This window comes from Lentzea roselyniae (assembly GCF_039537795.1).
GTDB lineage: Bacteria > Actinomycetota > Actinomycetes > Mycobacteriales > Pseudonocardiaceae > Lentzea > Lentzea atacamensis.
In genome coordinates, this window is sequence record NZ_BAABBE010000004.1 from 54,254 (window position 1) to 79,976 (window position 25,723).

The following is a 25,723-nucleotide window of genomic DNA, read 5'->3' on the forward strand; positions in this document are numbered from 1 at the left end:
GCCCGCAAGCCTACGGGTTCGGCGCCCGGAGCGATCGCAGGTGGCCCGCCTGGGCGAGCACACCGTCCAGCGCCCCGAGGAACGCCGGGAAGCTGCGCCGGAAGTCGGTGTTGGTTCCCGAGTTGCCGTACCAATAGAGGTCTTGCTGACCGAACGTGGTGAGCCAGCGCTCGGTCTCGCCGAGCACCACCGCGTACGGCAGGGAACGCGAGAACACCAGCTCGCGGTCGGCCTCGGGGACGTCGTCCGGGGTCACTCCGTGCAGGTAGCCGCGCAGCCCGCGGACGTGCTCCAGCAGCTCGCTGCCGCGCTTGGTCCGCGCGGGCATCGACCGCGCGCCGAACGCCAGGGCGACACCGCCGACCGCGACCGCGAGGCCGAACAGCGCGTTGCCGATCGTCAGCGCCAGCACGACCGTGGCGGCCACGCCCAGCACCGCGATCACGATGCCGACCCACCAGAAGAGGCTCCGCTCGGCGTCGGGGCGGCGCACGAACCAGCGCTTCTCCACGACGTCCGCGTAGAGCCGGTCGCGGACCAGGGCGAGGTCGATCCGCCGGCCGCGCAGCTCGGACACCGTCACGGCGTCGACACCCTGCGGCAGCAGGGCGTCGTAGACGGCCTTCTCGTACCCGGACAGCGAGTCGTCGGCCGGGTTGCGGCGCACGATCTGCCAGTCGTGGCCCTCGACCTCGGCGATCCACAGGTAGTTGCGGACGGCGAGGTCGATCACCGTGGCCGTCACGTCGACGACGTCCACGTGCTCGTCGACGACCGTGCCGACCTGGCCTGGCAGCACGCCGTCCGGCGAGGCGAACGCAACCCTTCCGCTCTGGTCGCGCACCAGCACGGACACCGCGCCGACCTCGCTCGCGAGCGCCGCCGCGTCCCGGCCGCGCAGGTACCAGAGCAGGCCGACACCGCCGAGCAGCAACACGAGCAGCCCGCCGAGCGCGGCACCGCTGATCGGGGTCAGCGCGAACGCGGCCGCCAGCCCGGACTGCTCGACCACGACGGCGTTGGGCGGCACGACACCCGCGGACAGTCCAATCGCGACGTCGACCCGTTCGCCGGCGCCGAGCTTGATCTCCTGCGCGCGCACGCCCTTGCCGTCCGCGAGGTCCGCGCTGGTGCACGGCTGCGACGAGCCGACGGGTCCCGCGAGGCAGTTGACCGACGTGGGTGAGTCGGGGGCGGAGAACGTGACGGCGACCTTGTCGAGCTCGGTGTCCCAGCCGCCCGCGACCTGCCAGCGGACCTCCAGCGCGTCGCCGACCGGGGCGACCGCGCCGACGACCGTGTAGGTCAGCGTCGCCTGGCCGCCCTCGAACGTCGTGGAGAACTGGTCGTCGCCGACGGACGCGCTGCCCTTGCCCTCGACACGCGCATCGGTGACCTGGTACCGGCGCTCCAGGCCGTTGCCGACCGCGAGTCGCAAGGGGACGGTCCGCTTGACCGTCTTGCCGTCCGGCACGTGGACGGTCTCGGTGATGGACAGCCTGGAGTCGCGCTCCAGCTTCATCCGGACCTCGGTGCTGACGGTCCCTGGGAGCGGCTGCGCGAGCGCGCCAACAGCCGTGCCAGAGGTCATGGCTGTCGTCAGCGCGGCCACGGCGAAGATCGCCGCTCCCCAGTTCTTCAACACGGCTGCGGACAATAGCGGAGTCCTCATATGCTCTGGCGCACTTTCGAACAGACGCCATCTGGGGGATTTTCGGCGATGACGCAACCACCGCCGCCGGGCAATTGGCCGCCGCCACGCCCGGTAGGCCCACCGCCCGTGCCCGCACCACGGCAGTACGGGCCGCCGATGCCTCCCCGGCCTGTTCAGGGACCTCCGCGTCCACCCCAGATGCGTCCGATGGGCCCGCCTCCCGGCTACCGGCCGTTGCCGCCGCCGCGTCCCGTGATGCCGCCGCCGCAACGGATGTGGGGCCCGCCGCCGCCCGGAGCGCCCGGCGGGTTCGCGCCGCCGTACCCGGTGATGCCTCCGCGCCGCCAGAGCAGCAACGGCCCGATCCTCGCGTTGGTGCTGGGCGGCGTCGTGGTCCTCGGCCTCGGCGCTGTCGGCGTCTTCGCGGCGACGTTGAACAGCAAGGTGAAGGACGCGGGCTACTCCAACTACACGACGTACAGCCCGACCTACACCTACACAACTACGGCGGCAGCGACCACCACGACGACGCCGTCCACCCGTACGTCGTCGACGCGGACGTCCTCGACGCCGACGACGCCGCCCGGCCCGAAGGCGGTCTACAAGCTCGCGGACCACCCGATCTTCGCCACCGGGGTCGGCGCCAACGACTTCCCGTCGTGCCCGCTGCCGAGGATGGAGTACAACCCGGCGGGCGAGGAGCGGTTCCTCTCGGCTGCGCTGCCGTGCATCGAGAAGGCGTGGCAGCCGGCGCTGAAGGCGGCCAACCTGCCGTACCAGCCGGTCGAGCTGCAGGTGTTCACCGGCACCGTGCAGACGCCGTGCGGCTCGCGCCAGGCGAACTCAACCGCGATGTTCTGCCGCGGCGTCATCTACTGGCCCGGCAACTTCTACGCGAACGAAGGCGGCTCGACGGTCCGTCACCCCGGCGTCTACCTGGGCCAGCTCAGCCACGAGTACGGCCACCACGTCCAGTGGCTGACCGGCCTGCTGCGCGCCGCCGACCAGGCCCAGTACGACGTCGGCGGCTGGGACACGCCGAAGGGACTTGAGCTCAACCGCAGGCTGGAACTGCAGGCCACCTGCATCGGCGGCATGACGCTCGCCCCGTTCTCGCACAAGAACGTCGTGCCGATGGACGTCGTGAACACCGGTCTGCAGGACGCGGGCCAACGCGGCGACTACAACCGCACGCCAGACCACGGCAGCGCGCCGAACAACCAGCGCTGGGTGATGCACGGCCACAAGCAGAACGACATCAAGGCCTGCAACACGTGGGCGGCGAGCCCAGCGGACGTCTCGTGAACCGATCCCCCGGCCCGTGCGTCACAAGGACGTGGACGGGACGCGTTAGCCCGGTCGGGGGACGCACGAAGACAGTCCGCATATGCTCGTACCCGACCCAGGCTCACCAATGGGGGGACCTCAGGCGATGACGCAACCACCGCCGCCGGGCAACTGGCCGCCGCCACGCCCGGTCGGCCCTCCGCCGATGCCCGCACCTCTCGGGCAGCGTCCGCCCCAAGGCCCACCACCTCCCTATGGCATGCCGCCACAGGGAAATCCGCCACAGGGCCCGCCGCCCACCTACGGTCGGTACGGCGCTCCACCGCCGCCACCGGGCCCGGTCATGCCACCCCCGCAACCGTCGTGGGGCGGCTACCAGCCCGGTTACGCGCCGTACCCGACGATGCCGCCCCCAAAGAAGAGCAACGGCCCGATCGTGGCGCTGATCCTCGGCGGCGTCGTGGTCCTCGGCCTGGGCGCCGTGGGCGTCTTCGCGGCGACCCTGAACAACAAGGTGCAGGACGCGGGCTTCTCGAACTACACGACGTACAGCCCGACTATCAGCTACACGACCACCACCACCGACGCCACGACCACGACAACCACCCCGTCGCGCCCGTCGGCCTCCCGCGCCCCGTCGACCTCAACGGCCCCGGCAGGCCCGAAGGCCGTCTACGCCCTCGCCGACCACCCGTTCCTGAAGGGCAACTTCGGCGCGAACACGATCTCCGGCTGCGCCCTCCCGGCGATGGACTACTCCCCTGCGGGCCAGGACCGCTTCCTGCGCGCCGCCCTCCCGTGCATCGAAAGCATGTGGAAGCCGGCCCTGCAGGCCGCCAACCTCCCGTACCAGCCGGTGGAACTGCACGTGGTCACCGAAACGATGCAGTACCCGTGCGGCACCGTCCGCCCCGACTCCACGGCGCGCTACTGCCAGGGCGGCATCTACTGGACGGCCAACGCCTACGCCGCCGAACGCAACCCGAACAACCCGAACCACCCCGGCAAGTACCTGGGCCAGCTGGCCCACGAGTACGGCCACCACATCCAATGGCTCACCGGGATGCTCAAAGCCTCGGACCGCGCGCAGTACGACGCGGGCGGGTGGGATACTCCAAAGGGACTTGATCTGAACCGCCGGATGGAGCTGCAGGCCACCTGCTTCGGCGGCATGACCCTGGCCCCGCTCTCGCACGGCGCAGTACCGATGGACGTGATCCGGGTGGGCCTGTCCGACGCAGGCAACCGAGGCGACTACGACATCTACCCGACGAAGGACCACGGCACACCGCAGAACAACGCGAGCTGGGTGGACAGGGGCTACCGCACCAACAAGGCCTCCGAGTGCAACACCTGGGCCGCCGACGCAGGCTCAGTCTCCTAGACCCGGAAGGGGCAAACGTGACCCAACCAGCCAAGAACAACCCGGTAGTGCTCGGGTCCGTCTTCGTGCTGGTGGTCGCCTTCGTCCTCGGAATCGGTCAACTGAGCCGCCCGAGACTGGTGACGGGCCACCCCTTGGCGGGTTCCCGCCCGGCCCCGTCCCCGTCCACCACGGAACCGTCCACCCCGGTGCGCCCCCGCGCGGTCTACCGCCTGGCGGACCACCCGTTCCTGGTGACTCCGGCCTCGCTCCCGCAGGTGACCTGCCAGCTCCCGGTCTTCGGCCTCTCCGACCAACAGCTGGCGGCCTACTACTCCGCGGGCGTCGAATGCCTGGACAACGCCTGGGGCCCGCTCCTGACGTCGGCAAACCTCCCGTTCGAAAAGCCCACCCTGGACGCCTCCCCGGAGCTGAAGGACGGCCCGTGCGGCGCCGCCCCGGAATCCGACCACGCCGTCGCCTACTACTGCGGCCGCAACCGCACCATCTACATGCCCACGGCCCGCCTGCGCGACAACGGCGGCGGCGACGCCCCGGCAACCCACCTGGCCACCCTCTCCCACGAGTACGGCCACCACGTCCAAGCGCTCTCGGGCCTGCTGCGCGCCGCCGACCTGAAAATCACCGACGCGGGCGAGAAGACCCCGGCGGGCCTGGAAATGTCCCGCCGGCTCGAACTCCAGGCCAACTGCTTCGCGGGCATGTTCCTGACCAGCGTCTCCGGCAAGGGCTCCATCCCCGCCAGCCTCGCCAGGCAGGCGCAGGAGGACTTCAAGTACGCCATCGAGGAAAAGCCGGAGAACAACGCCCACGGCTCAGCGGCCAACCAGGCCCAATGGGCCACCACAGGCTTCAAGTCGAACTCCACGGCCGCCTGCAACACCTTCGCCGCCCCCGCAGCCCAAGTCGCCTAACGCAGCCGAGCCCGCTCGTCCACCAGCCGAGTGGGCTTCCCGAGGAACACCTTCAGGTCCGCAACGCCGCCGTACGCCAGGTTGAGCGTGGTCATCTCGTAGTTCCACCCACCGTCACGCGGCCGCACCCACCGGTGGTCGAGCTGCCACCGAACCCACTCCCCACGCTGCAACCGCACAGGCGAAGGCCGGGCCCACCGACGAGGCGCGGCCAGCATGACATCCTGCAACTGCACCGCCAGGATCCCGTCCTCCTCCCGGAGGCTGAGCCGCATCCGGTCGATCGAGGAGCTCTCCTCGGACCACACGGGCTCGTAGTCTTCCCACTCCCGCTGAAACACCTCGTGCACAGCAGCCTTGGTGTGCGGCAACGCAATCGCCACAGGCAGCGAGTTCCGCAGACCGGCCGAAACCCCACCCCGTGAGGCCTTGGTCCACTCAGTCCGCACCCACTGCACAACAACGTCAACGTCCATCTCTAAAGGGAACCAAACCCCGCAAAACGAAGCGACTGGTTGACCCCAGAGGACGGGAGCCGAAAAGACCAATGCGGCCTACCCCACGCATCGCAACCACCTGCGCAACCGGGAACGACCTACGAAACCGGCGCGCCCCCAGAAATCACCCCAGGCAGAACAACCCGAAACACCGCCCCAGAATCCGAAGGCTCACAGGTCAACTCCCCACCATGAGCCAGAACGACCCCACGAGCGATGGCAAGCCCCAACCCAGACCCCCCGGACCGCCGATCCCGAGCATCATCCAACCGAACCAGCCGGTCAAAAATCCGCTCCCGCTCAGACTCCGGCACCCCAGGCCCATCATCAGAAACGGTGAACCCAGAAGAATCCACGGAAATCCGAACCGACCCCTGAGGCCCAGTGGCCTGCCGAGCGTTGTCCACCAGGTTGGCCAACACCTGAGCCAACCTCTGCCCGTCCCCGACCACAACCGCCGATTCCCCAAAAGCGGCAATGTCAAAATCAGGGGCCACAAACCGAGTCCGAGCCACCTCAGCCTCAGCCAGCCCCATCAGGTCCACGCTCTCCCGCTGCATCTCGTACCCGGCATCCAACTGGGCCAGCGCAAGCAGGTCATCCACCAGCCGCCCAGCCCGCCGAGCCTCCCTCACCAGCAGGAACGACATCTGATCCCGATCAGGAGAGTCGACCGGCGCCTGCACCAGAGCCTCAGCCACGGCCTGCACCCCGGTGATCGGCGTACGCAGCTCATGAGCAGCATCAGCGACAAACCGCCGAGTCCGCTGCTCCGACCCCTCCAACGAATCCAGCATCCCGTCAAAAGCGGCAGCGGTCCGCCCCAGCTCGGTGTCCGTCCGAGAGGGATTCAACCGCCCACCCCGATGCCCAGCGGCAATGGCCTGAGCCAGCGAGGTCATGGCGTCCAACGGCGCCAACGCCCGCCGAACAACCCAAATCATCAGAACCCCGGTGACCACGATGGCCCCGAGCCCCAACAAGATCAACAGCTTCCGCAACCGGACCTGAGCCTGCGAAATGGCCTCGGTGTCAGCGTAGAACGTGAACTTGGCCCCGCCGATGACCCGGTTCTTGCGCTGAACCGATCCCCCGTCCGGAGCCTCCCCGAACCGAGCACCGTTACCCAGCTCCACGGTGACGTGAATGTTCCGCTTGCTCAGCTGCCGAACCACGTCCCGAGGCGCCGCCCCGCGCATCATCTGCGCGACGGCCCGGTTCTCGGCATCCCGCAGAACGACATCGACGTCCCGGTTCGAAAGCCCCTGGAACGTCCGGTCCACCGAGATCACCAGCGCCACCAGCACCAGGAACAGCACCAGCAGCACCGAAACAGCGACCCGTCGCCGCAGCGACACCGTGCGAAGGTTCATTCGTCAGCCCGCAACACGTACCCCAACCCGCGCACGGTGTGCACCAACCGGGGCCCGTGCTCCTCCAGCTTCCGCCGCACCGCGCTGATGTGGACCTCGACGAGGTTCGGGTCGTAGTCCTCGTACCCCCACACAGCGGTGAGAATCTGCGTCTTGGACACCACACGCCCACGCTGAGCCGCCAGGTACACCAGCAACCGCAGCTCGGTGGCCGTCAGCTCGATGGCCTGATCGGCCCGCATGACGACGCCGGCGTCCGCGTCCACCACCAGGTCCCCGACCTGGACCGTCGTGGGCGTCCGCCCGAGCCGGCGCAACACCGCGGACACCCGCGCCACCAGCTCAGCCAGCACGAACGGCTTGCCCACGTAGTCGTCGGCCCCGCCGGACAGCCCGCGCAACCGGTCGGGCACCCCGTCCCGCGCGGTCAGCATGACCACCCCGGCCCCGGAAGACCGGCGGATCACCTCCAGCAGCTGGAAGCCGTCCCTGCCGGGCAGCATCACGTCGAGCACGACCAGATCGGGCCGGAAGCGACCGAGATCGGTCTCCAGCTGACGCCCGTCCAGCCGGTGCTGCACCTCGTACCCGGACTCGCGCAACGCGGACGACACCGCGGCGCCGATCGCCTCGGCGTCCTCGATCACCAACACCCTGGCGGACACCTCACCATTCTGCTGATCATCCGGACTTCGGGCGACTTGCCTTCAGCTCACGCTCAGAATGCGCGCGCACTCTGAGCCACATGTCGAAGAAATCTGCGTGGGCCGGCGCCATCGTCGCGGCCGCCGGACTCACCGTCGGCGGCATCGCGGTCGCGGCAGCGGCCGACAACCCCGACGGCCCGCCCGCGGCGTTCGCGGAACGCCACCCCGGCGGTCCCGGCAAGCCCGGCCGCCCGGACAAGGTGAAGCTGAAGGACAGCACTCTCGTCGTCGGACGGGTGAAGTCCGTCGAGTCCGGCAAACTCACGATCACCAAGGACGACGGCAGCGACGTGTCGTTGACCACTGACGGCTCCACGAAACTGCGCGGCGGCGACCTCAACGGGCTCAAGGCCGACCAGCGCGTGACCGTGCGCGTGAAGGACGGCAAGGCGCTGAACGTGGCGCTGGCCAAGGCCCACGAGCAGGGCACGATCAAGGACGTCAACGGCAACAACGCCACGTTGATCCAGCTCGACGGCCTGCAGACGCCGCTGGACCTGTCCGCGGTCAGCGAGAAGCCGAAGAACGGCGACCTCGTCGCGGTGACCGGAACGGTGTCCGACGGCAAGACGGTCAAGGTCGAGCAGCTGCGTCAGCTGCCGAAGTAAACCTGGGCTCCACGCGGGCCGCCGCGTCTGCGAACATCGCAGTGTGGCGGTTCCGCGAAGCCCCGACAGATGGGTGTTCATCCTGCTGGTCGTCGGACTGGTCGGGATCGGAGTCGCGATCGCACTTCTGGTGCCCGCCAAGGTGCTCGGCGCCGAGGAACCCCCCAGACCCGTGGCCGCGACCGTCGTCGAGACCGGCGCGTGCGGCCAGGGCATGGACACCGTCGAATGGGACGCGGGCGGCCAGAAGAAGCAGGCCAAACTCGACGGCTGTGGTCACAGCAAGGGCGAGACCGTCGAGATCGTCATGACGGGCGGCGACATGGTCTCCTCCGCCGCCTCGGTCCCCGCCGGACTGCCGGTCGGGCGCCGCCTCACCGCGCTGCTGCTCTGCATGGCAGCCCTGGCAGGCGGCTTCTACGCGTTTCTCTTCCGCTACGCACCTCTGCGCGCACCGGCCGTGCTGCCTGCTCCCAAGCAGGGGACGCTTTCTTAGATCCGTTCGGTCTATTTCCCTTTATGGACTTCCCCAATACCGTGGTTCTCGGACCAGGCATGGGGGCATCGAGGTCCATTGGGGTTAAGACACTTCGTAACGCAGCCACGACTGCGCCCTCGATCACGCTGAGCTGCTGTTACGGCGTGCGACCGATTCTGCCGTTACGCGTTCTTTCAGTCTTGGGGGACTCTTTGAAGCGTGCAAGCATTCGAATCGTCATCGCATTTTTTGGAGCGCTGTTCGCCCTGGTCGGTGTGCTTCAGCCGGCCAGCGCGGAACCGGCGGCCGCTTTGCCGGGAAATGCTGCTCCGGTGAAGATGGACATGGCGGCTTCGGCCGCCACGTGGCTGATGAACCTGAACAGCGGCAAATGTGCACTGTCCCAAGGTGGGGCCGACGGCCAGCCCGTCGTCCAGTACCAGTGTCTGAACTACAACGACCAGAGGTGGAGCCTCGTCGACAAAGGCAGCTCGCGGTTCCAGCTTCGCAACGCGAACAGCGGCAAGTGCCTGCTCGTCCGCGGTACTGGCAACGAGGCGCCCGCCGTCCAGTTCCAGTGCCTGAACTACGTCGACCAGTACTGGGAGTTCTACAACTACCCGGGCTACCCCGGTTGGTACTGGCTGCAGAACGTCAACAGCCGCAAGTGCCTGATCGTACGCGGAGGCAGTGACGGCACCCAGCTGGTGCAGTTCGACTGCGCGCAATACATCGACCAGGCGTGGGGTCGGGTCATCTGACCTGGTGAGCCCAAGTGCCCGCCTCGGCAAGTCCGAGGCGGGCACCGGCGCATCGGCTAGTCCCCGGCGGGCGTCACCTTCTTGACGTAGAGCAGCCGGTCGCCCGGCTCGATCGCGTCGGCCTCCGGCGCGTCGACCCGGTACAGCGTCCCGCCTCGCACCACACCCAGCACTATGTCCGACAGGTGCCGCGGCGAGCCGCCGACCTCGCCCGGTTCGACGTCGCGTTCGGCGATCGCCAGACCCGCGTCGGGCGTGAGCAGGTCCTCCACCATCGCGACCACCGTCGGCGTCGCCGTGGCCATGCCGAGCAGACGGCCCGCCGTTTCCGACGACACGACGACCGAGTCGGCACCGGACTGCTTGAGCAGGTGCTCGTTCTCCCGCTCCCGGACCGACGCCACGATCTGCGCCTTCGGCGCCAGCTCACGGGCGGTGAGAGTGATCAGCACCGCCGTGTCGTCCCGGTTCGGGGCAACGACGATCGCGCGCGCTCGGGCCGCACCGGCGACCCTCAGCACGTCGTTGCGCGTACCGGAACCATGCACGGTCACGAGCCCGATGGCGGACGCGGCGTCGAGCGACTCCTGCACGGTGTCCACGACGACGATCGAGCCGGGCTCGACACCGTCGCCGAGCAGCGCGGCGACCGCCGACCGCCCCTTCGTGCCATAACCCACGACCACAACGTGGTCCCGCACGACCCGCCTCCACTTCTGAATGCGCAACGCCTGACGGGAGCGCTCGGTGAGAACTTCGAGTGTCGTGCCGACCAGCACGATCAGGAACAGGACTCGCAACGGCGTGATGACCAGGACGTTGACCAGCCGTGCCGACGACGAGGCGGGCGTGATGTCGCCGTAGCCGGTCGTCGAGAGAGAAACAGTCGCGTAGTAGAACGAGTCAAGCAGTGAAACGCCGTCCTCGTTCACGTCGCGATAGCCATCGCGGTCTATGTAGACGATCAGCACGGCGAGCAACAGCGCGGCCGACGCGCCGATCACGCGCTTGACGATCGCCTGGACCGGGCTCTGCACCTGGTCCGGCATCCTGATCACACCGACGAGCGAGTGCGACGCTTCGTCAGACAGGCTCATCGTGTCAACCTCTCGGGCAACATCCGCCACAGGTGAGCAGCCGCCTCCGCGCCTTTGAGGAGCAACGGCACAACCACGCGCTCGTTCGGCGCGTGCACGCGATCATCCGGCAAGGTCGCTCCGAGGTAGACGAGGGGCACCCCGAGCCACGCCTGCAGCACCGCCGCGGGCCCCGACCCGCCGGCACGTGCGAACCGCACCGGCTGGTCGAACGCCAGCTCCATCGCCTCCTTGACGGTCGCGTTGGCCGGGTCGTCCGGGCTGATCGCGTACGGCGGCACCCCGTCGCCGCGGAAGCTGATCTCCGCCCGGATGCCCGGCGGCGTGTGCTTGGCGACGAACTCCTTGAGCTGGTCCGCGACCTTCTCGGGCAGCTGGTCGGGCACGAGCCGGAAGCTGATCTTCGCCGTGGCACTGGCCGGGATGATCGTCTTCAGGCCGGGCCCGGTGTAGCCGCTGCTCAGACCGTTGATCTCGGCGGTGGGCCTGACCCAGATCCGTTCGAGGGTCGTGTAGCCGGGCTCGCCGCTCAGCGCCTGCGCCCCGCCTCCGTTGTGCGCCAACCACTTCTGCTCGTCGAACGGCAGCTCCGCGTAGTCCTTCCGCTCCCGCGCGGACGGCTCGCGGACGTCGTCGTAGAAGCCAGGCAGCTGGATCCGGCCTTCCTCGTCGTGCAGCGCGGCGACCAGTTTCGCCAGTGCTGTCGCGGGATTCGGAATCGCGCCGCCGGCCCGTCCGGAATGAACGTCATCGGTGCCGCCGAGGAACGTGATCTCGCCACCGAGAACACCGCGCTGGCCGGTGTTGACCGTGGGCGCGTCGCGTTCGTGCAACGCGGTGTCGGTGAACACCACAAGATCGCAAACGAGATCGTCCGCATGGTCCTGCAACAGCTTTCGCAAGTGCGGAGAACCCGATTCCTCCTCACCTTCGATGAAGAGTTTCAACGTGACGCTCGGCGCATTCTGTCCGGTCGCCGCCAGATGCGCCTTCACCGCGAGCAGGTGCATCGCCACCTGCCCCTTGTCGTCGCTAGCGCCCCGGCCGTACAACTCGTCGCCGCTGGTCACAGGCTCGAACGGCGGATGGTGCCAGCGCTCGACGGGATCGACGGGCTGCACGTCGTGGTGACCGTAAACCAGCACGGTCGGCGCCCCGGGATCCGCGGCGGGCCAGCAGGCGTAAACGGCGGGAAGCGCCGGTCCGCGATCCCAGATCGCGATCTCCGGCCACCCGTCGGCGCGCAGCTGATCGGCCAGCCATTCCGCAGATCTCCGCACGTCAGCATGATGCGCCGGATCGACGCCGATGGACGGGATCTTGATCCACTCGCGGAGCCCGGCGACGAACGAATCGCTCAGCGCGGCAACCGCGGCGCGTTCGGGATGATGAGAATCACCTGCCACGCTCGTGGACAATAGGCCAGCCCCATCTCGCCTACGCGGCGTAGGCATGACAGGGTGACGGCATGGAACCGAACCGTTCCCGAGCGCGATCGGCGCTGGCGCTCGCCGCACTGCTCGGTCTGGCGGGCGCAACCCACTTCACCAGGCCGAAGTACTACGACGCGATCGTCCCGCGCGCGCTGCCCGGCACCTCGAGGCAGTGGACCTACGCGTCGGGCGCGGCAGAGCTGGCCCTGGCGACGGCGGTGGCGGTTCCGCGCACCCGCCGGCTGGGCAGTCTCGCGGCCGCGGCGTTCTTCGTGGCGGTGTTCCCGGCAAACGTGAAAATGGCTCTGGATTTCCGCTCCAAGTCGCCAAAAGCACGCGCATTGGCGTATGGTCGCCTGCCGCTACAGGTTCCACTCGTCGCTTGGGCCTGGAAAGTGGCCAAAGCAGCCCCATGACCACCCTGGGTAATCCTTAACCAAGAACTCCCAAACGCTGTCATTTTCCGCGCGAGGAACCCTAGGATGCGCCCTGTGCAAACGCTTCTTCAGCGCGCTGCGACAGCGCTGGCCTGGGACGGATTCGTCGTTCCCGACGTCGCCGTGCTCGGCCAGCAGGTGTCAGCGGTGGTGCGTTTGCTGCCCGAGGTCCACGAGTGGAGGATCCAGAACGGCTGGCCACCCCGCGCCGACCCGTCGTGGTTCCGCTCCTGGTTCGAGCCGGCCGCCCACGACCGCCTGCCCGTCGCGGCCGTCGAGCTCGTCGGCGTGCTCGTCAGCGAGTCGACCACGGACCGCGCCCTCCAGTCGTGCGGCACCCTGCTGACCCTCGCGCCGTGCGCGGTGATGCTGCCGCGGTCCGACGAGTCGCAGGCCTGGTCGTACATCGAGCTCGACTACTACGGCATCGGCGTCGTCGTGGCCGACGAGTCGTCCGCCGACCTGATGGTGCCGCCGGAGGACCGCTCGCCCGAGTTCGGGCCGTCCCTCTTCGGGCGGTGGCTGCTCGAGGTGTTGTACGAACGGGTCCTCAAGGCCTCGCACGCACCCGCCAGCACCTGAGCCGACCGGTACCTGAGCCGAGATGTCGTCCAGTCCGACCCACCGCGCGACCAGGTCGGCCCGATTCCGCGACCAGGCCGACCCGATCCCGCGGGCCCACCGTCCTGATCACGACCCCACCGACCTGATCAGGTCCTTGAGCCCCTGCTCGTCCAACAGGTCCGCCGGCCGCACCGTGTGGTCGTGCCGCACGTAGTGGAACGCGGCCCGCACCCGTTCCAGCGGCTCCCCCACCAGCGCCGCCCACGCCAGCCGGTACGCCGCGAGCTGCACCGAGAGTGCGGGCAGGGCTTCCGCGTCCGGCACCGCGCCGGTCTTCCAGTCGACGACGGTCCAGCCGTCCGGGTCCTTGTAGACGGCGTCCATCCGTCCGCGCACCGAAATTCCGTCGAACTCCGCCTCGAACGGCACCTCGACGTCGTGAGGGGTCCGGTCGGCCCAGGTGCTGGCGAGGAACGACTCCTTCAGGCGTTCGAGGTCGGCGTCCGGGGCGGCGTCGGCGTCGCCCGCTCCCGGCAGTTCGTCGATGTCGAGCAGGCGGGTGGCGCCGAAGCGGTTCTCCAGCCAGGTGTGGAAGGCGGTTCCGCGGCGCGCCAGCGGGTTCGGCGGGAACGGCAGCGGGCGGCGCAGGCGGCGGGCCAGCAGGTCAGGGTCCTTGGCCAGCTCGACGAGCTGGCTGACCGACAGGTGGTCGGGCAGCTCCACCTGTTCGCGGCGGTTCATCGACGCCGCTCGTTCGGCCAGCAGCACGTCGACGTCCTTGGCCCAGCCCTCCGGGTCGTCGTCCTCTGGCATCTCCGGGTCGTCCGGGACCACGTCGTCGGGCAGCGGTTCGGGCTCCGGCGGGAAGTCTTCGTCCGGAGGTTCGTCGGGTGGCGGGTAGTCCTCGTCCTCGACGAGCGTGGCGGGTTCTTCCTCGAAGATCAGCGGCAACGGCTCCGGCGGGGCCTTGCGCAGTGCGTCGAGCGCGGCCAGCACCATCTCGGCGCCCTCGACCACGGCGTCACGGCGCTTGCCCAGCGGGTCGGCGGGCCACTGCGAGGTCTTCACGTCCTCGGCGAGCGGGTTCGGGGTGTCGGCTTCCGGCTCGGCGGCCCACACGCTGATGTCGCCCGGCGGGTTGTCGCGTTGCAGGACCTCGTGCATCTCCTGCAGGAACACCGACGGGCCTTTGGGCTTGTCGCCCGCCTCCGCCCACCAGTGGCCCGACATGAGCAGGCTGTGCTCGGCCCTCGTCACGCCGACGTAGAAGAGCCTGCGTTCCTCGACCAGGCGCCGGTCCTCGAACTCCTCCGCGTGGACGGTCAGCGCCTCGTCGACCTCCTTGCGGTTGAAGCCCGCCGACAGCCGCAGCACCGGCAGGTCCTGCGCGTCACCGCGAAGGTCCGCCGGCAGCTCTGTCACCGCCTTCAGCCAGCACGACGACTTCTTGCGGCCGGGGAAGACGTCCTTGACCAGGTGCGGCAACGCCACGATCCGCCACTCCAGGCCCTTGGCGGAGTGGACGGTCAGGATCTGCACGCGGTCCTCTGACACCTCGATCTCGCCGGGCTCCAGCCCGTCCTCGGCGTGCTCGGCCGTGTACAGGTAGTCGAGCAGCGACGGCAGCGTCGCCGACGGACTGGCCGCCGCGAAGTCCGTGACGACGTCGGCGAACGCGTCGAGGTGGGCCCGCCCGACCATGCCCGGCCGCGACATGGCCTCGATGTCGAGCAGCAGCGTGCGTTCGACGTCCGCCACCAGTTCGGGCAGCGGCTGGTCGAGCCTGCGCCGCAACGCCGCCAGCTCGCCGCCGAGCCGCCTGATCCGCCGGTAGCCGTCGGTCGAGTAGGCGTCCGGATCGCCGGGGTCGTCCAGCGCATCGGCCAGACCTGCCTGTTCCGCGTGCTCGCCCGGCAGCGCGTCCGCCAGCACGAGCAACGGGTCGTCCACAACGGACTGTCGGCTTTGGACTCCGGCCAGGTCGCGCGCCCTGCTCCACAAAGCCGCCAGGTCTCGGGCCGCCAGCCGCCAGCGCGATCCGGTCAGCAGGCGCGCGGCCGCCGTTCCCGCCAGCGGATCCACGAGAACGCGCAGTGCCGACACCAGATCGCGCACCTCCGGTTCGTCGAGCAACCCGCCCAGGCCCACGACCTCGACCGGCAGCCCGCGTTCCCGCAGTGCCGCCGCGATGGCCGCCATGTCCGACCGGCGCCGCACCAGCACGGCGGCGGTCGGTGGCACGCCTTCCGCGTCGAGGTGCGCTTCCCATTGCGCCGCAACGTTGTCCGCCATCCAGTCGAGTTCCTGGCGGATGTCCTCGTGCAGCGCGAGCCGGACGTCGCCCGGCCCCGCACCCGGCCGGGCCCTGAGCTCCTCGACGTCCAGCCCGGACTCGCGCAGCGGCAACGACACCGCGTTCGCCAGCTCCAGCACCTCCGGCGGGTTGCGGAAACTGGTCAGCAGCCCGAACTTCTTCGTCGGCGGGAAGTCGTCCGCGAACCGCGGCAGGTTGGCCGCACTCGCCCCGCGCCAGCCGTAGATCGCCTGCGCCGGGTCGCCGACCGACGTGACCGGCATCGGCTTGCCCTCACCGAACAACGACCGCAGCAGAACGCGCTGGGCGTGCCCGGTGTCCTGGTACTCGTCGAGCAACACCGCGCCGTACCGTTCGCGTTCGCCCTCTGCGACCTCCTTGAACGCGGCGAGCTGCGCGGCGAGCGACATCTGGTCCGCGAAGTCGAGCGCCGCCTCCTTCCGCTTGCGCTGCTGGTACGCCTCCAGCAACGGCAGCAGCGCGACCCTCAGCCGTTGTGCCCTGATGATCTCCTGCAGCTTCTCCGGCAACCCGTCGCGCTGTCTCGGCGCGCGCGGGGCGTTCTCGATCAGCGCGCAGAGCCGGTCCGCGTGGTGCTGCAGGGCTTCCGGGGTGACCAGGTGCTCGCCGAGCTCACCTGCCAGCGCCAGCAGGTAGCCGGTGATCGTCGCCGGCACCTTGTCGGTGTCGAGGTCCTTGGCCCACGTCGACACCACCCGGTGCGCGAGCTGCCACGACGCGGTCTCGGTCAGGAGCCGCACCCCCGGCTCGACCGGCAGCCTCAGTCCGTGTTCGGACACCAGCCGTCCGGCGTACGCGTGGTACGTCAGCACCACGGGTTCGCCGGTCAGCACGGCCATCTTCCGCTCACCGCTCGGGTCGAGCTCGTCGAGCAGGGGCGACCCGGCCAGCCTGCGGAGCCGCGCCCGCACGCGGTCCGCGAGCTGGCGCGCGGCCTTGCGGGTGAAGGTCAGGCCCAGCACCCGGTCCGGCACCACGATGCCGTTCGCGACCAGCCAGACGACGCGCGCGGCCATGGTCTCGGTCTTGCCCGCGCCCGCACCGGCCACGACCAGCGCGGGCTGGGTGGGCGCGGCGATGACCTCGGCCTGCTCGGGGGTCGGCTTGTTGAGCCCGAGGGCTTCGGCGATCTCGAAGGGACTGACGGTCATCGGCCGGCCAGCCTCCGGACGACGCGATGCCGGACAACACGCTGTGCGGTGGTCCGGTCGCAGGTCCAGGGCGAAGTCACCAGCACATCTTCCTACCCCGGCCGTACGCGTCCGCAGCACCCAGGACCGTGTGTTCGCCGACCGTTCGATCGAACGAAACACGCAGGTCAACGGCTGACCGTACCCCCGCAGCCCCAGTGCTCGGCCGCGCCACTCTCACCACCTACTCGCTCACCTGTCGCCCGGACGGGTGGACCGGACACGTCGTGCGTGCCGGGCAACGGTCGCAGTCCGCGTTCTCCCGTGCTGTGTAGTCAGGACCCAGCACCGACTCGGCGGCGCCCTGCACCACCTCCAGCCACGCTCGGACGCCCTGTTCGTCCAGCGGCGCCTGAGTGCGTTCCACGGCGCCGGTCTTCTTGTCCTCCTTGGCCACGTAGAGCAGGCGGGCGCCACCCGGTTCGGTGCCCAGGCCGATGTGGGTGAAGCCGCCCAGCGACGTCGCCAGCTGGTAGACGGCCAGCTGCGGGTGTTCCTGCGAGGCGTCGCGGGAGACCGGGCTCTTGCCGGTCTTGATGTCGATGACGACCGGGCGGCCGTCCTCGTCGTGTTCCAGTCGGTCCACCCGGCCGCGGACCTGGAGCCACGGGCCGCCGTCGCGTTTGGGGACCTCGACGACCATCTCCTCCTCCACGGCGACCTGGGTGAGCTGGCTGCGGCTCATGGTCAGCCAGGCGAGGAACGTGTCGAGCATGCGTTCCACGCGCAGGCGTTCGCGGCGGGAGAACCACGGTGCGCCGGCGTCGACGGCTGCCCAGGCCTCGTCGAGTTTCACCCGCAGCTGGGCCGAGTCGGCACCGGAGGCCGCTGCCTGGGCCAGCGCGTGGACCAGGGTGCCCGTCACGGACGCCAGTTCGGCCGGGTCCTGGCCTCCATGGCGTTCCACGACCCAGCGCAGCGGGCACTTCGTGATCACCTCGATGGTCGACGGCGTCACGCTGACCTTCTGCTCCTCCGTCCACAGTGGAGCATCGGTGGACACGTCCGCGACGCCGTACCAGGACTCCGGGTGCGCGCCGGGGACGCCGGCCTCGGCCAGCCGGGCGAGCTGAGCGGCGGCCCGCGAACGACGATCCGGGGTCTCCGAGTCCGAGCACACGACGCGGCGCAGCTCGCCGACCAGCTCGGCGAGCACCAGGCCGCGTTGCGGGCGGTGCAGCTTGCGCTCTTCCTCGGCGGACGACTCGATCTCGTCGAGGAAGCGCGACGGCTGTTCGTCCTCACCCCGGACGGCGCTGATCAGCAGCTTCGAGCGGGCGCGGGAGGCGGCGACCAGCAGCAGGCGGCGTTCCTCCGCCAGGATCGGCGCCACGGCCGACACCGACGGTTCGAGGCCGGCCAGGACGTCCACCATGCGTTCGACGCCCAGCACCGTGCCGCGCAGGCGCAGGTCGGGCCAGCTGCCCTCCTGCACCCCCGGCACGGCAACGACTTCCCACTCGCGGCCGGCCGCGGAGTGTGCGGTCAGGACGGACACGGCCTCGCCCGTGGGTGCGGAGGCGGCCAGGGTGTCGCCGACGATGCGCTGGGACTCCAGGTAGTCCGCGAAACCCGCCACGCCCGAACCCGGCAGGCGGTCGACGTACTTCGCGGCCGCCTCGAACAGAGCGACGATCGCGTCCAGGTCGCGGTCCGCCTGCATGCCCGGCACGCCGCGGCGGGCCGACTGCGCCACCCACCGGTCCTGCAGGCCCGCCGCCGTCCAGATGTCCCACAGGACGGCCTCCACCGACTTGCCGGCCTCGATCGCCTTGCGCGCGAGCCCCAGCAGGTGCGAGATCCGCCGCGCGGGCAGCGACTCCACGTCCTCCAGGGCCGCCAGCCTGTCGGCGGTCTCCACGACCTCGACCAGCAACTCGCCACTCGGGCGGTCACCGCCGGCGGCCATCTCGAGCCGCCGCAGACCACGCCGCAACCGCCGCAGCGCCAATGGATCCGCACCGCCGTACGCGGACGACAGCAGCATCGCGGCCGTGTCCTCGTCCAGCGAACCCGGCACCGCCGCCGCCCGCACCAGAGCGAGCAGCGGGCGCACGGCGGGCTGCTGCGCCAGCGGCAGCTCCTCCGACGGCACGGCCACCGGCACCCCCGCCGCCAGCAGAGCCCGCTGCAGCACCGGCAGGGAAAGCGTCGCCGAACGCACGACCACGGCCATCCGCGACCACGGCACCTCGTCGGCCAGGTGGGAACGGCGCAGCTGGTCGGCCACCCATGTCGCCTCCTGCGCTGACGACGCGAGCAACCGCACCTGGACGGAACCCTCGCCGTCGGCGGGCAGCACCGAACGCGTGGGAGAGGCGCCGGGCAGCCGGGCGGCCAGGCGAGCCACCGCGTCCCGAATCTCCGGCATCATCCGGTGCGACTGGCGCAGGACCACCGTCTCGCCCGGCACGTCCCGCAGGATCTCCGGGTCGGCGCCGCGGAACGTGAAGATCGCCTGGTCCGGATCGCCGGCCAGGACGAACCGCGCCGCCCCCGATCCCAGCGAGCTGATCAGCGAGTACTGCATCGGGTCGAGGTGTTGCGCGTCATCGACCAGCAGATACCGCACTCGGCGCCGTTCGTTGAACAACAGCTCCTCGTCGTTCACGAACGCCGCGTACGCCGACGACACCAGCTCGGCGGCGTCGTAGGCGGGGGCGAACGCCGTCGCGGAGTCCAGGCCGGACAGCAGGTTCACCGACTCGTACTGCTGACCGAAGAGCCCGGCGGCCACCCACTCGTCCCGGCCGTGCTCCTCGCCGAGCTCGATCAGGTCCTCGGGCCCCAGCCCTCGTTCGGCCGCGCGCAACAGCAGATCGCGCAGCTCGTGCGCGAAGCCCGGCAGTTCCAGTGCCGGCCGCAGCCGCTCGGGCCAGTTCAGCGCGCCCAGCTCGACGTCACCGGCGAGCAGCTCGCGCACCATCGCGTCCTGGTCGGGGCCGGACAGCAGCCGCGGCGGCGGTTCTCCCAGCAGCACCGCTTGGTTGCGCAGCACCGCGAACGCGTAGGAGTGCACCGTGCGCACGAGCGGCTCGCGGATCGTGGAGAGCCGCCCGGTGAGCAGCCGCGTGATGTGCGCGCGCAACGCCACGGACGCGCGCCGGTTCGCGGTCAGCACCAGCACGTTCTCCGGATCGGCTCCCTCCTCCAGCACGACGTGCGCGGCCAGCTCGGCGAGCAGCGTCGTCTTCCCCGTACCCGGACCGCCCAGGACGCGCAGGAACCCGCCCGGATGCGAGAAGACCCGCTGGGCAGCCGCGTCCCACCGGGGACGCGGGCGCGTCTCCGGCTTCCGGCGGACCAGCTGGGGTGGAAGTGCCACGTCCCGATTTCACCACGCTGCACCGACAAGATCAGTCATGCCCGCCGGAAGGAGCATCGCCGATTTCGACTACCTTCTTGACAGAGAGAGGTGGTCTAGTCCACTTTTGAAGTCGTTGTGAGCCCTCTCACTGCCAGCTCCGCCGCCCTGGACCGAGCAGTTCTTGGAGGACTGATGAAGCGGTTCCTCGTCGGCGCTGTCGCTGCCGCGTGCGCGGCGATGCTGCTGCCCACGACCGCACAGGCGGCCGTCAACCCCGTGCTCGCGGCGCCGTACCTTTACCAGTGGGGCAGCGCGCCCAACCCCGCCACGGTGATGCAGCAGACCGGCATCAAGGCCTTCACCCTCGCCTTCATCCTCAGCGACGGCACCTGCAACCCGAAGTGGGACGGCAACCGCTCGCTGACCGGCTCGGACGCGACCCTGATCAGCAACATCCGTGCGGCGGGCGGCGACGCGGTGCCGTCGATCGGCGGCTGGTCCGGCAACAAGCTCGGCCAGTTCTGCACCTCGGCCAGCGCGCTCGCCGGCGCCTACCAGAAGGTGATCAACGCCTACCAGCTCAAGGCGATCGACATCGACATCGAGGCCGCGGAGTTCGAGAACAACACCACGCAGGACCGCGTGCTCGGCGCGTTGAAGATCATCAAGCAGAACAACCCCGGCGTGAAGACGGTCATCACCATGCCGACCGACCGCACCGGCCCGAACTCCTGGGGCAAGCGCCTGATCACCCGCGCAAAGGAGCTCGGCGCGCCGATCGACACGTGGGCCGTCATGCCGTTCGACTGGGGCAGCGGCGGCGACATGTTCGCCTACACCAAGAGCGCGGTCGACGGGCTCAAGAACCACGTCAAGTCCACGTTCGGGCTCACGGACGACGCGGCGTACCGGCGCAGCGGCCTGTCGTCGATGAACGGCAAGACCGACACCGGCGAGACCGTCACCCCGCAGAACTTCCGCGACATCGTGACGTGGGCGAACTCCAAGCACCTGGCCCGCGTGTCGTTCTGGGCCGTGAACCGGGACCGCGGCAACTGCGGCGCGATGAGCTCCTCGTGCAGCGGCATCAACCAGCAGACCTACGAGTTCACCAAGGCCCTGGCGAAGTTCACCGGGTAGCGATCTCCTCCGGTGACCGGACGTGACCCCGACCCCGTCCGGTCACCGGGGTTCCAAACCCCTCAGGAAGTCTCCCGGTGCCCCCGCTGTGCCGAACAGGTCGCCGGTCGCGAAGTCCGCACCAGCCGCACGCCACCACTGAGCCTGCTCCTCGCTGCTGACCCCGTCGACCGCGACCGTCACACCCGCCTCGCGCATCAGTGGCATCAGCGCCGCCACGAAAGGCGATCGGCGTTCGACCAGACCGCGAGCCACCCGCACCGACTTCACCGGCAGGTCCGAAACGGTCGAGGGATCCAGCGGTCCAAGCCCGAAGTCGTCGATTCCCACGTGGACGCCCAGCCCCGCGAGCACGCTCAGGTTGTCGGCGGCGTCGGACTCCGGCAGCACCTCGGCCGGCATGCTGAGCGCCAGTTCGTGCGTCTTCAGCCCGGTTTCGCCGAGGACTCTCACCACGCGCTCGACCAGATCCGCGTCGGACGACTGATGCGCGGTGAGCCGCACGACCAGCGACCTGTCGAACTGCCCGCGCTGCCGCCACCACGCCGACTGGCCGCTCGCGACCCGAAGCAACCACTCGCCGAGCGGCAGGATCAACCCGGTCGCCTCGGCCAGCGCCGCACACCGGTCGTGGTCCAGCACCTCGGCATCCGGCCGCTCCCAGCGCAACGCCGCCTCGACCCCGCTGACCACGCCGTCGGCCAGCCGCACGATCGGGCGGTACCGCACCGTGATCTCGCCGTCCTCCCACGCACCCGGCATCGCCACGGCCACCGCGTGGTCGCGGCGCTCCTCGGCGTCCTGATCGGGGTGAAACACCTCCCACTGGCCACGCCTGCGCATCTTGGCCCTGCGCAACGCCGTGTCCGCCGCACGCAGCAGGTCCACCGGTTCGGCGGCACTGTCGGGTCGATGCACCACACCCGCGCTCACCGACACCGCCAGCCCGTGACCGTCCACATAGGTCGGTTCGAGCAGGTCGTCGTTGATGCTCTTCATGATCGTGCCGATGCCCGGTGTGGTCGCCGTGTTCTCCAGAAGGACACCGAACTCGTCGCCGTCGAACCGGGCGATCATCGCCTTCTCGCCCGCGAGCAACACTTCCAGCCGCCGGGCCACGTGCTGCAGCAGCCGCTCGGCGACTCTGCCACCGACGCTGTTGGACACCATGCCGAACGCGTCGATGTCCAGGTGGAAGAACGTGATGCCGTACCCGGTGTCCGTCTTGCGCAGCGCGGTCTCCAGCTGCGTGGTGAAGAACTGGCGGTTCGGCAGCCCGGTCAGCACGTCGTGCAGCGCCTGCCGCTTGAGCTCGCTCTGCAGCAGCTCCAGCTCGGTGCCGTCCTCGACCACCACGACGAAGTGGCTGGGCTCGTCGTCGGCACCTCGCAACAGTGACGCGGTCAGGGACAGCCGTGCCGCTTCACCGTCCTTGCGCAGCATCCGCTGCGACTGCCTGATCCGCTCCGCGGTGCCGCCGACCAGCTCGGCCATCGCCGTCTGCAGCATCTCGGTGAAGCCGGGAGCGATGAGGTCGGTCAGCAGCACCCCGACGAGCTCGTCCTGGGAGTGCCCGAGGATGTCGCAGATCGCCGTGTTCGTCCTGAGGAGCCGCCCCTCGATGTCGACGATCAGCACACCGTTGGTGGACGACGTGACGACCTCGTTGAAACGGGCCTCGCTCTCCTTGAGGTTCCAGTTCGCGTCGCGCACGGCCTTGAGCAACGACTTCTGCATGCCCTCCTGCTGCGCGAGCACGGACTCGGTGTTGGCCCCGGTGAAGCCGGTGCCGAGCGCGCCGATCGCGAGCGCGATCCGTTCCGCGTACCGCTCGACGGGCTGGAACTCCGGCAGCGCCAGCAGCCCCTTGCCGAGCACCTCCGCAGTGCACCGCAGCCCGAACTTCCCGAGGTGGCCCAGCGCGGTCAGCTCCGCGCCGAGCCGCTCGATCGAGGCAGTGCTGAACGGTTCCTCGTGCAGCATGGCGCACAGCGCGTCGAGGCGGCCGCTCAGCTCCTCGTCGAGTTGTGCCTGGCCCAGCGGAATTGCCACGCTGCTGAGCAGCCGATACGACCATTTCCGCGCAAGCGTCGCCCTCGCCCGAACAGCCTCCTCGGGCGAGGGCGTTACGTCAGGTGTTCGACTCGGCATGGGCATTCGGGCCGCCTCATCACGGGCTCAGAATGTCCGGCAGTTTACCCACGCACGGTTGACCTAACGAGACCGACCGTGTGAACCAACCTCACTCTATCGGCATCCCCTATGGCTTGCGGCCGACGCCCGCGTACGCGATCCCGTTCACCTCAGGGTCGTCGGAGATGTCACCCGGCCCGGTAGGCCGCCATTCGGCGAATTTGACGAGCCCCGGCTCGACGAGTTCGAAATCACCGAAGAAAGCCTCGACCTCGTCGTGAGTGCGCTCGATGACCTCGCCGCCGCCCACCTTGTTCATCCTGTCGGTGACGGCCCTCGCCTCCGCGATGGTGTGCTCGGAGGCCAGGTGTGAGATCGCGAGGTAACTCCCGCTGGGCAGCGCCTCGCGGTAGCGCTTCATCAGGCTCTGCGGGTCCGCCGCTGTCGGCACCCAGTGCAGCATGAACAGCAGCAGCAGACCGATCGGCTGGTCGAAGTCGAGCAGCCGGCCCGTCTCGTGGCTGTTCAAGATGCTGTCCGGATCGCGCATGTCGGCCTGCAGCACGCCGACGCGGTCGTTGCCGGCCACGAGCAGCTCGCCGTGCGCGACGGCGACGGGATCGCGGTCCACGTAGACGACCCTGCACTCCGGAGCCACGTCCTGCGCGACCTCGTGCACGTTGGCCACGGTCGGGATGCCCGAGCCGATGTCCAGGAACTGACGCACCCCCTGCTCGGCCATGAACCGCACCGCGCGGCGCAAGAACGCCCGGTTGAGCCTGGCCGCGCTGCGCGCGAGCGGCATCATCTGCTCGGCCTTGTCGCCCATCAGGCGGTCGACCGCGAAGTTGTGCGCGCCCCCCAGCAGGTAGTCGTACACCCGCGCCGCACTCGGCACGGAAACATCGACTCCCGGTGGGATCCAGCTCTGTCCGTCGGACACGGCGACCACCTCTTCGGTCGGGGACGCACAAGCTTAGTCATGCACAAAGGACGCATGATTAGTCCACAAGCGTGAACACGCGCCACCCGATCGGGCACTGTCACTCTCGACCGAACGACTCCTATGGTGGTCCATCTCTTTCCACTCGCGAGGAGCGATGATGTCCGTCCCGGTGGCACCCGGCAGGCTGCCATTTCTCGGACACACCCTGCCGATGCTGCGGAAAAGATTCGAGTTCACCGCGAATTTACGGCACCAAGGCGATCTCGTCGAAGTTCACCTCGGGCCGTTGCGAGCGTATTTCGTCACGAGCCCGCGGTTGATGCACCAGGTGCTGGTCACCGACGCACCGAAGTTCCACAAAGGCCGTATGTACGACAAGTTCCGGCCGTTCGTCGGCAACGGGCTCGCTCTGTCGAACGGGGCCTTCCACCTGCGCCAGCGTCGGATGATGCAGCCTGCGTTCCACCGCGACCGGATCGCGGGCTACGCGAACATCATGGCCCGCGCAGCGCGTGACCTCGTGGAGGGATGGCAGCCGGGCGAGGTGCGGCGGCTCGAGGAGGACATGCAGGGCCTCGCGGTGACGATCGTCGGTGAGGCGCTGTTCTCCACCGAGATCGGCGAACGCGCGATCGACGAGGCCCGCCGATCCGTCTTCGTGATCATCAAGAACGGAATGCTGCGCGCGCTCTCACCGGGGTTCGTCGAAAAGCTGCCCATACCGGCCAACCGCGAGTTCGACGAAGCCATCGCCCGGATGCGCGCGATCGTGCACGAGGTCATCGAGAGCCGGCGCGACGACGACATCGACCATGGCGACCTGTTGTCGATGTTGCTGCTGGCCAGGGACACCGAGACCGGTGAACCGATGACTGACGAGCAGGTCTTCGACGAGGTCGTCACGCTGCTGACCGCGGGGATCGAGACCACCGCGCTGGCGCTGGCCTGGATCTTCCACGAGATCGCCGCCAACCCGGAGGTCGAACAGCGCGTGCTGGCGGAGATCGACGAGGTGCTGGCCGGGCGGCCGGTCACGTTCGACGACGTGCCGAAGCTGACTCATCTCGCCAGGGTGGCGAACGAGGTCCTGCGGAAGTACCCGCTCTGGCTCGTCATGCGCCGCACCGCGGAGGAGGTCGAGCTCGGCGGCATCCGCCTGGCACCGGGCACCGAGGTGATCCTCAGCCCGCACACGATGCACCACGACCCCGCGCACTTCCCCGACCCGGAGCGATTCGACCCGGACCGCTGGACGCCCGAGCGCGCCAAGCACCTGCCGAAGGGCGCGTTCGTCCCGTTCGGCGGCGGTATCCACCACTGCATCGGAAACCACTTCGCACTGACCGAGATCACCATCGTGGTGGCGACCGTCTGCGCCCACCACCGGCTGGTCCCCGACCGGCCCGTGCGCACCAAGCTCACGAATGCGGCCTACCCCAACGACCTGATGATGAAGGTCGTCCCCCGCTAGTTGGAGG

20 protein-coding genes are annotated in these 25,723 nt (G+C 69.4%); 10 read left to right on the forward strand and 10 right to left on the reverse strand.

Translation table 11 applies throughout. The features are described 5' to 3' along the window. Positions 1–10: 10 nt before the first annotated feature. Entirely contained in the window at positions 11–1,645 is a 1,635-nt protein-coding gene (locus ABFX45_RS07740; protein ID WP_109632607.1) for a DUF2207 domain-containing protein, read from the reverse strand. 216 nt (positions 1,646–1,861) lie between these two features. Between ABFX45_RS07740 and ABFX45_RS07745 the strand changes: the two genes are divergently transcribed. From ABFX45_RS07745 to ABFX45_RS07755, 3 genes are all read left to right on the forward strand, one after another. Further along, the gene (locus ABFX45_RS07745) at positions 1,862–2,959 is read left to right on the forward strand and encodes a neutral zinc metallopeptidase (protein WP_346128667.1); all 1,098 of its coding nucleotides are present in this window, start codon (positions 1,862–1,864) and stop codon (positions 2,957–2,959) included. A gap of 325 nt (positions 2,960–3,284) precedes the next feature. Beyond that, positions 3,285–4,325: a neutral zinc metallopeptidase gene (locus tag ABFX45_RS07750; RefSeq protein ID WP_233439271.1), complete on the forward strand. Its 1,041-nt coding sequence runs from the start codon at positions 3,285–3,287 to the stop codon at positions 4,323–4,325. A gap of 17 nt (positions 4,326–4,342) precedes the next feature. Beyond that, entirely contained in the window at positions 4,343–5,239 is an 897-nt protein-coding gene (locus ABFX45_RS07755; RefSeq protein ID WP_346128670.1) for a neutral zinc metallopeptidase, read from the forward strand. On the opposite strand, the gene ABFX45_RS07760 is transcribed toward ABFX45_RS07755, so the two are convergent. The 3 genes from ABFX45_RS07760 to ABFX45_RS07770 form a co-directional block, all read right to left on the reverse strand. Then, entirely contained in the window at positions 5,236–5,715 is a 480-nt protein-coding gene (locus ABFX45_RS07760; protein WP_346128672.1) for a hypothetical protein, read from the reverse strand. The genes ABFX45_RS07755 and ABFX45_RS07760 overlap by 4 nt on opposite strands. A 119-nt stretch (positions 5,716–5,834) precedes the next feature. After that, entirely contained in the window at positions 5,835–7,094 is a 1,260-nt protein-coding gene (locus ABFX45_RS07765; RefSeq protein WP_233442289.1) for a sensor histidine kinase, read from the reverse strand. A gap of 11 nt (positions 7,095–7,105) precedes the next feature. Continuing rightward, the gene (locus tag ABFX45_RS07770) at positions 7,106–7,774 is read right to left on the reverse strand and encodes a response regulator transcription factor (protein WP_109632599.1); all 669 of its coding nucleotides are present in this window, start codon (positions 7,772–7,774) and stop codon (positions 7,106–7,108) included. A gap of 80 nt (positions 7,775–7,854) precedes the next feature. Between ABFX45_RS07770 and ABFX45_RS07775 the strand changes: the two genes are divergently transcribed. The 3 genes from ABFX45_RS07775 to ABFX45_RS07785 all read left to right on the forward strand — a co-directional run bounded on the left by ABFX45_RS07775 (position 7,855) and on the right by ABFX45_RS07785 (position 9,663). Further along, positions 7,855–8,424 (forward strand): single stranded DNA-binding domain-containing protein, encoded by a 570-nt coding sequence (locus ABFX45_RS07775; protein WP_109632597.1) that lies wholly within the window; start codon positions 7,855–7,857, stop codon positions 8,422–8,424. A 43-nt stretch (positions 8,425–8,467) separates the two neighbouring features. Further along, the gene (locus ABFX45_RS07780; protein WP_146231419.1) at positions 8,468–8,920 is read left to right on the forward strand and encodes a hypothetical protein; all 453 of its coding nucleotides are present in this window, start codon (positions 8,468–8,470) and stop codon (positions 8,918–8,920) included. 146 nt (positions 8,921–9,066) lie between these two features. Further along, a complete protein-coding gene (locus tag ABFX45_RS07785) occupies positions 9,067–9,663 on the forward strand; it encodes an RICIN domain-containing protein (RefSeq protein ID WP_346128677.1) in 597 nt (198 codons plus the stop codon). A gap of 56 nt (positions 9,664–9,719) precedes the next feature. Here the strand turns inward: ABFX45_RS07785 and ABFX45_RS07790 are convergent, their stop codons facing one another. Beyond that, positions 9,720–10,760 (reverse strand): potassium channel family protein, encoded by a 1,041-nt coding sequence (locus ABFX45_RS07790; protein WP_109632590.1) that lies wholly within the window; start codon positions 10,758–10,760, stop codon positions 9,720–9,722. After that, the gene (locus ABFX45_RS07795; RefSeq protein ID WP_346128680.1) at positions 10,757–12,166 is read right to left on the reverse strand and encodes a M20/M25/M40 family metallo-hydrolase; all 1,410 of its coding nucleotides are present in this window, start codon (positions 12,164–12,166) and stop codon (positions 10,757–10,759) included. The genes ABFX45_RS07790 and ABFX45_RS07795 overlap by 4 nt, the downstream gene beginning before the upstream one ends. Before the next feature lie 62 nt (positions 12,167–12,228). On the opposite strand from ABFX45_RS07795, the gene ABFX45_RS07800 reads away from it, so the two are divergent. Both ABFX45_RS07800 and ABFX45_RS07805 read left to right on the forward strand, forming a co-directional pair. Next, positions 12,229–12,609, forward strand: a complete 381-nt coding sequence (locus ABFX45_RS07800) for a DoxX family protein (protein ID WP_346128682.1) — start codon at positions 12,229–12,231, stop codon at positions 12,607–12,609. A 66-nt stretch (positions 12,610–12,675) separates the two neighbouring features. Continuing rightward, entirely contained in the window at positions 12,676–13,212 is a 537-nt protein-coding gene (locus ABFX45_RS07805) for a hypothetical protein (protein ID WP_112228759.1), read from the forward strand. A 108-nt stretch (positions 13,213–13,320) separates the two neighbouring features. Here ABFX45_RS07805 and ABFX45_RS07810 read toward each other — a convergent pair whose 3' ends face one another. Next, the gene (locus tag ABFX45_RS07810) at positions 13,321–16,680 is read right to left on the reverse strand and encodes an ATP-dependent helicase (protein WP_346128685.1); all 3,360 of its coding nucleotides are present in this window, start codon (positions 16,678–16,680) and stop codon (positions 13,321–13,323) included. A 223-nt stretch (positions 16,681–16,903) separates the two neighbouring features. Beyond that, a complete protein-coding gene (locus tag ABFX45_RS07815; protein ID WP_346128687.1) occupies positions 16,904–20,044 on the reverse strand; it encodes an ATP-dependent helicase in 3,141 nt (1,046 codons plus the stop codon). Between the two features lie 174 nt (positions 20,045–20,218). Between ABFX45_RS07815 and ABFX45_RS07820 the strand changes: the two genes are divergently transcribed. Then, positions 20,219–21,166: a chitinase gene (locus tag ABFX45_RS07820; RefSeq protein WP_112228762.1), complete on the forward strand. Its 948-nt coding sequence runs from the start codon at positions 20,219–20,221 to the stop codon at positions 21,164–21,166. A 42-nt stretch (positions 21,167–21,208) separates the two neighbouring features. Here the strand turns inward: ABFX45_RS07820 and ABFX45_RS07825 are convergent, their stop codons facing one another. Both ABFX45_RS07825 and ABFX45_RS07830 read right to left on the reverse strand, forming a co-directional pair. Further along, a complete protein-coding gene (locus tag ABFX45_RS07825; protein ID WP_346128690.1) occupies positions 21,209–23,218 on the reverse strand; it encodes a putative bifunctional diguanylate cyclase/phosphodiesterase in 2,010 nt (669 codons plus the stop codon). A gap of 208 nt (positions 23,219–23,426) precedes the next feature. Then, entirely contained in the window at positions 23,427–24,242 is an 816-nt protein-coding gene (locus ABFX45_RS07830; protein WP_109633269.1) for an SAM-dependent methyltransferase, read from the reverse strand. A 160-nt stretch (positions 24,243–24,402) separates the two neighbouring features. Here ABFX45_RS07830 and ABFX45_RS07835 point away from each other — a divergent pair, with 160 nt between their 5' ends. Next, the gene (locus tag ABFX45_RS07835; RefSeq protein ID WP_346128693.1) at positions 24,403–25,716 is read left to right on the forward strand and encodes a cytochrome P450; all 1,314 of its coding nucleotides are present in this window, start codon (positions 24,403–24,405) and stop codon (positions 25,714–25,716) included. The last annotated feature ends 7 nt before the right edge of the window (positions 25,717–25,723 follow it).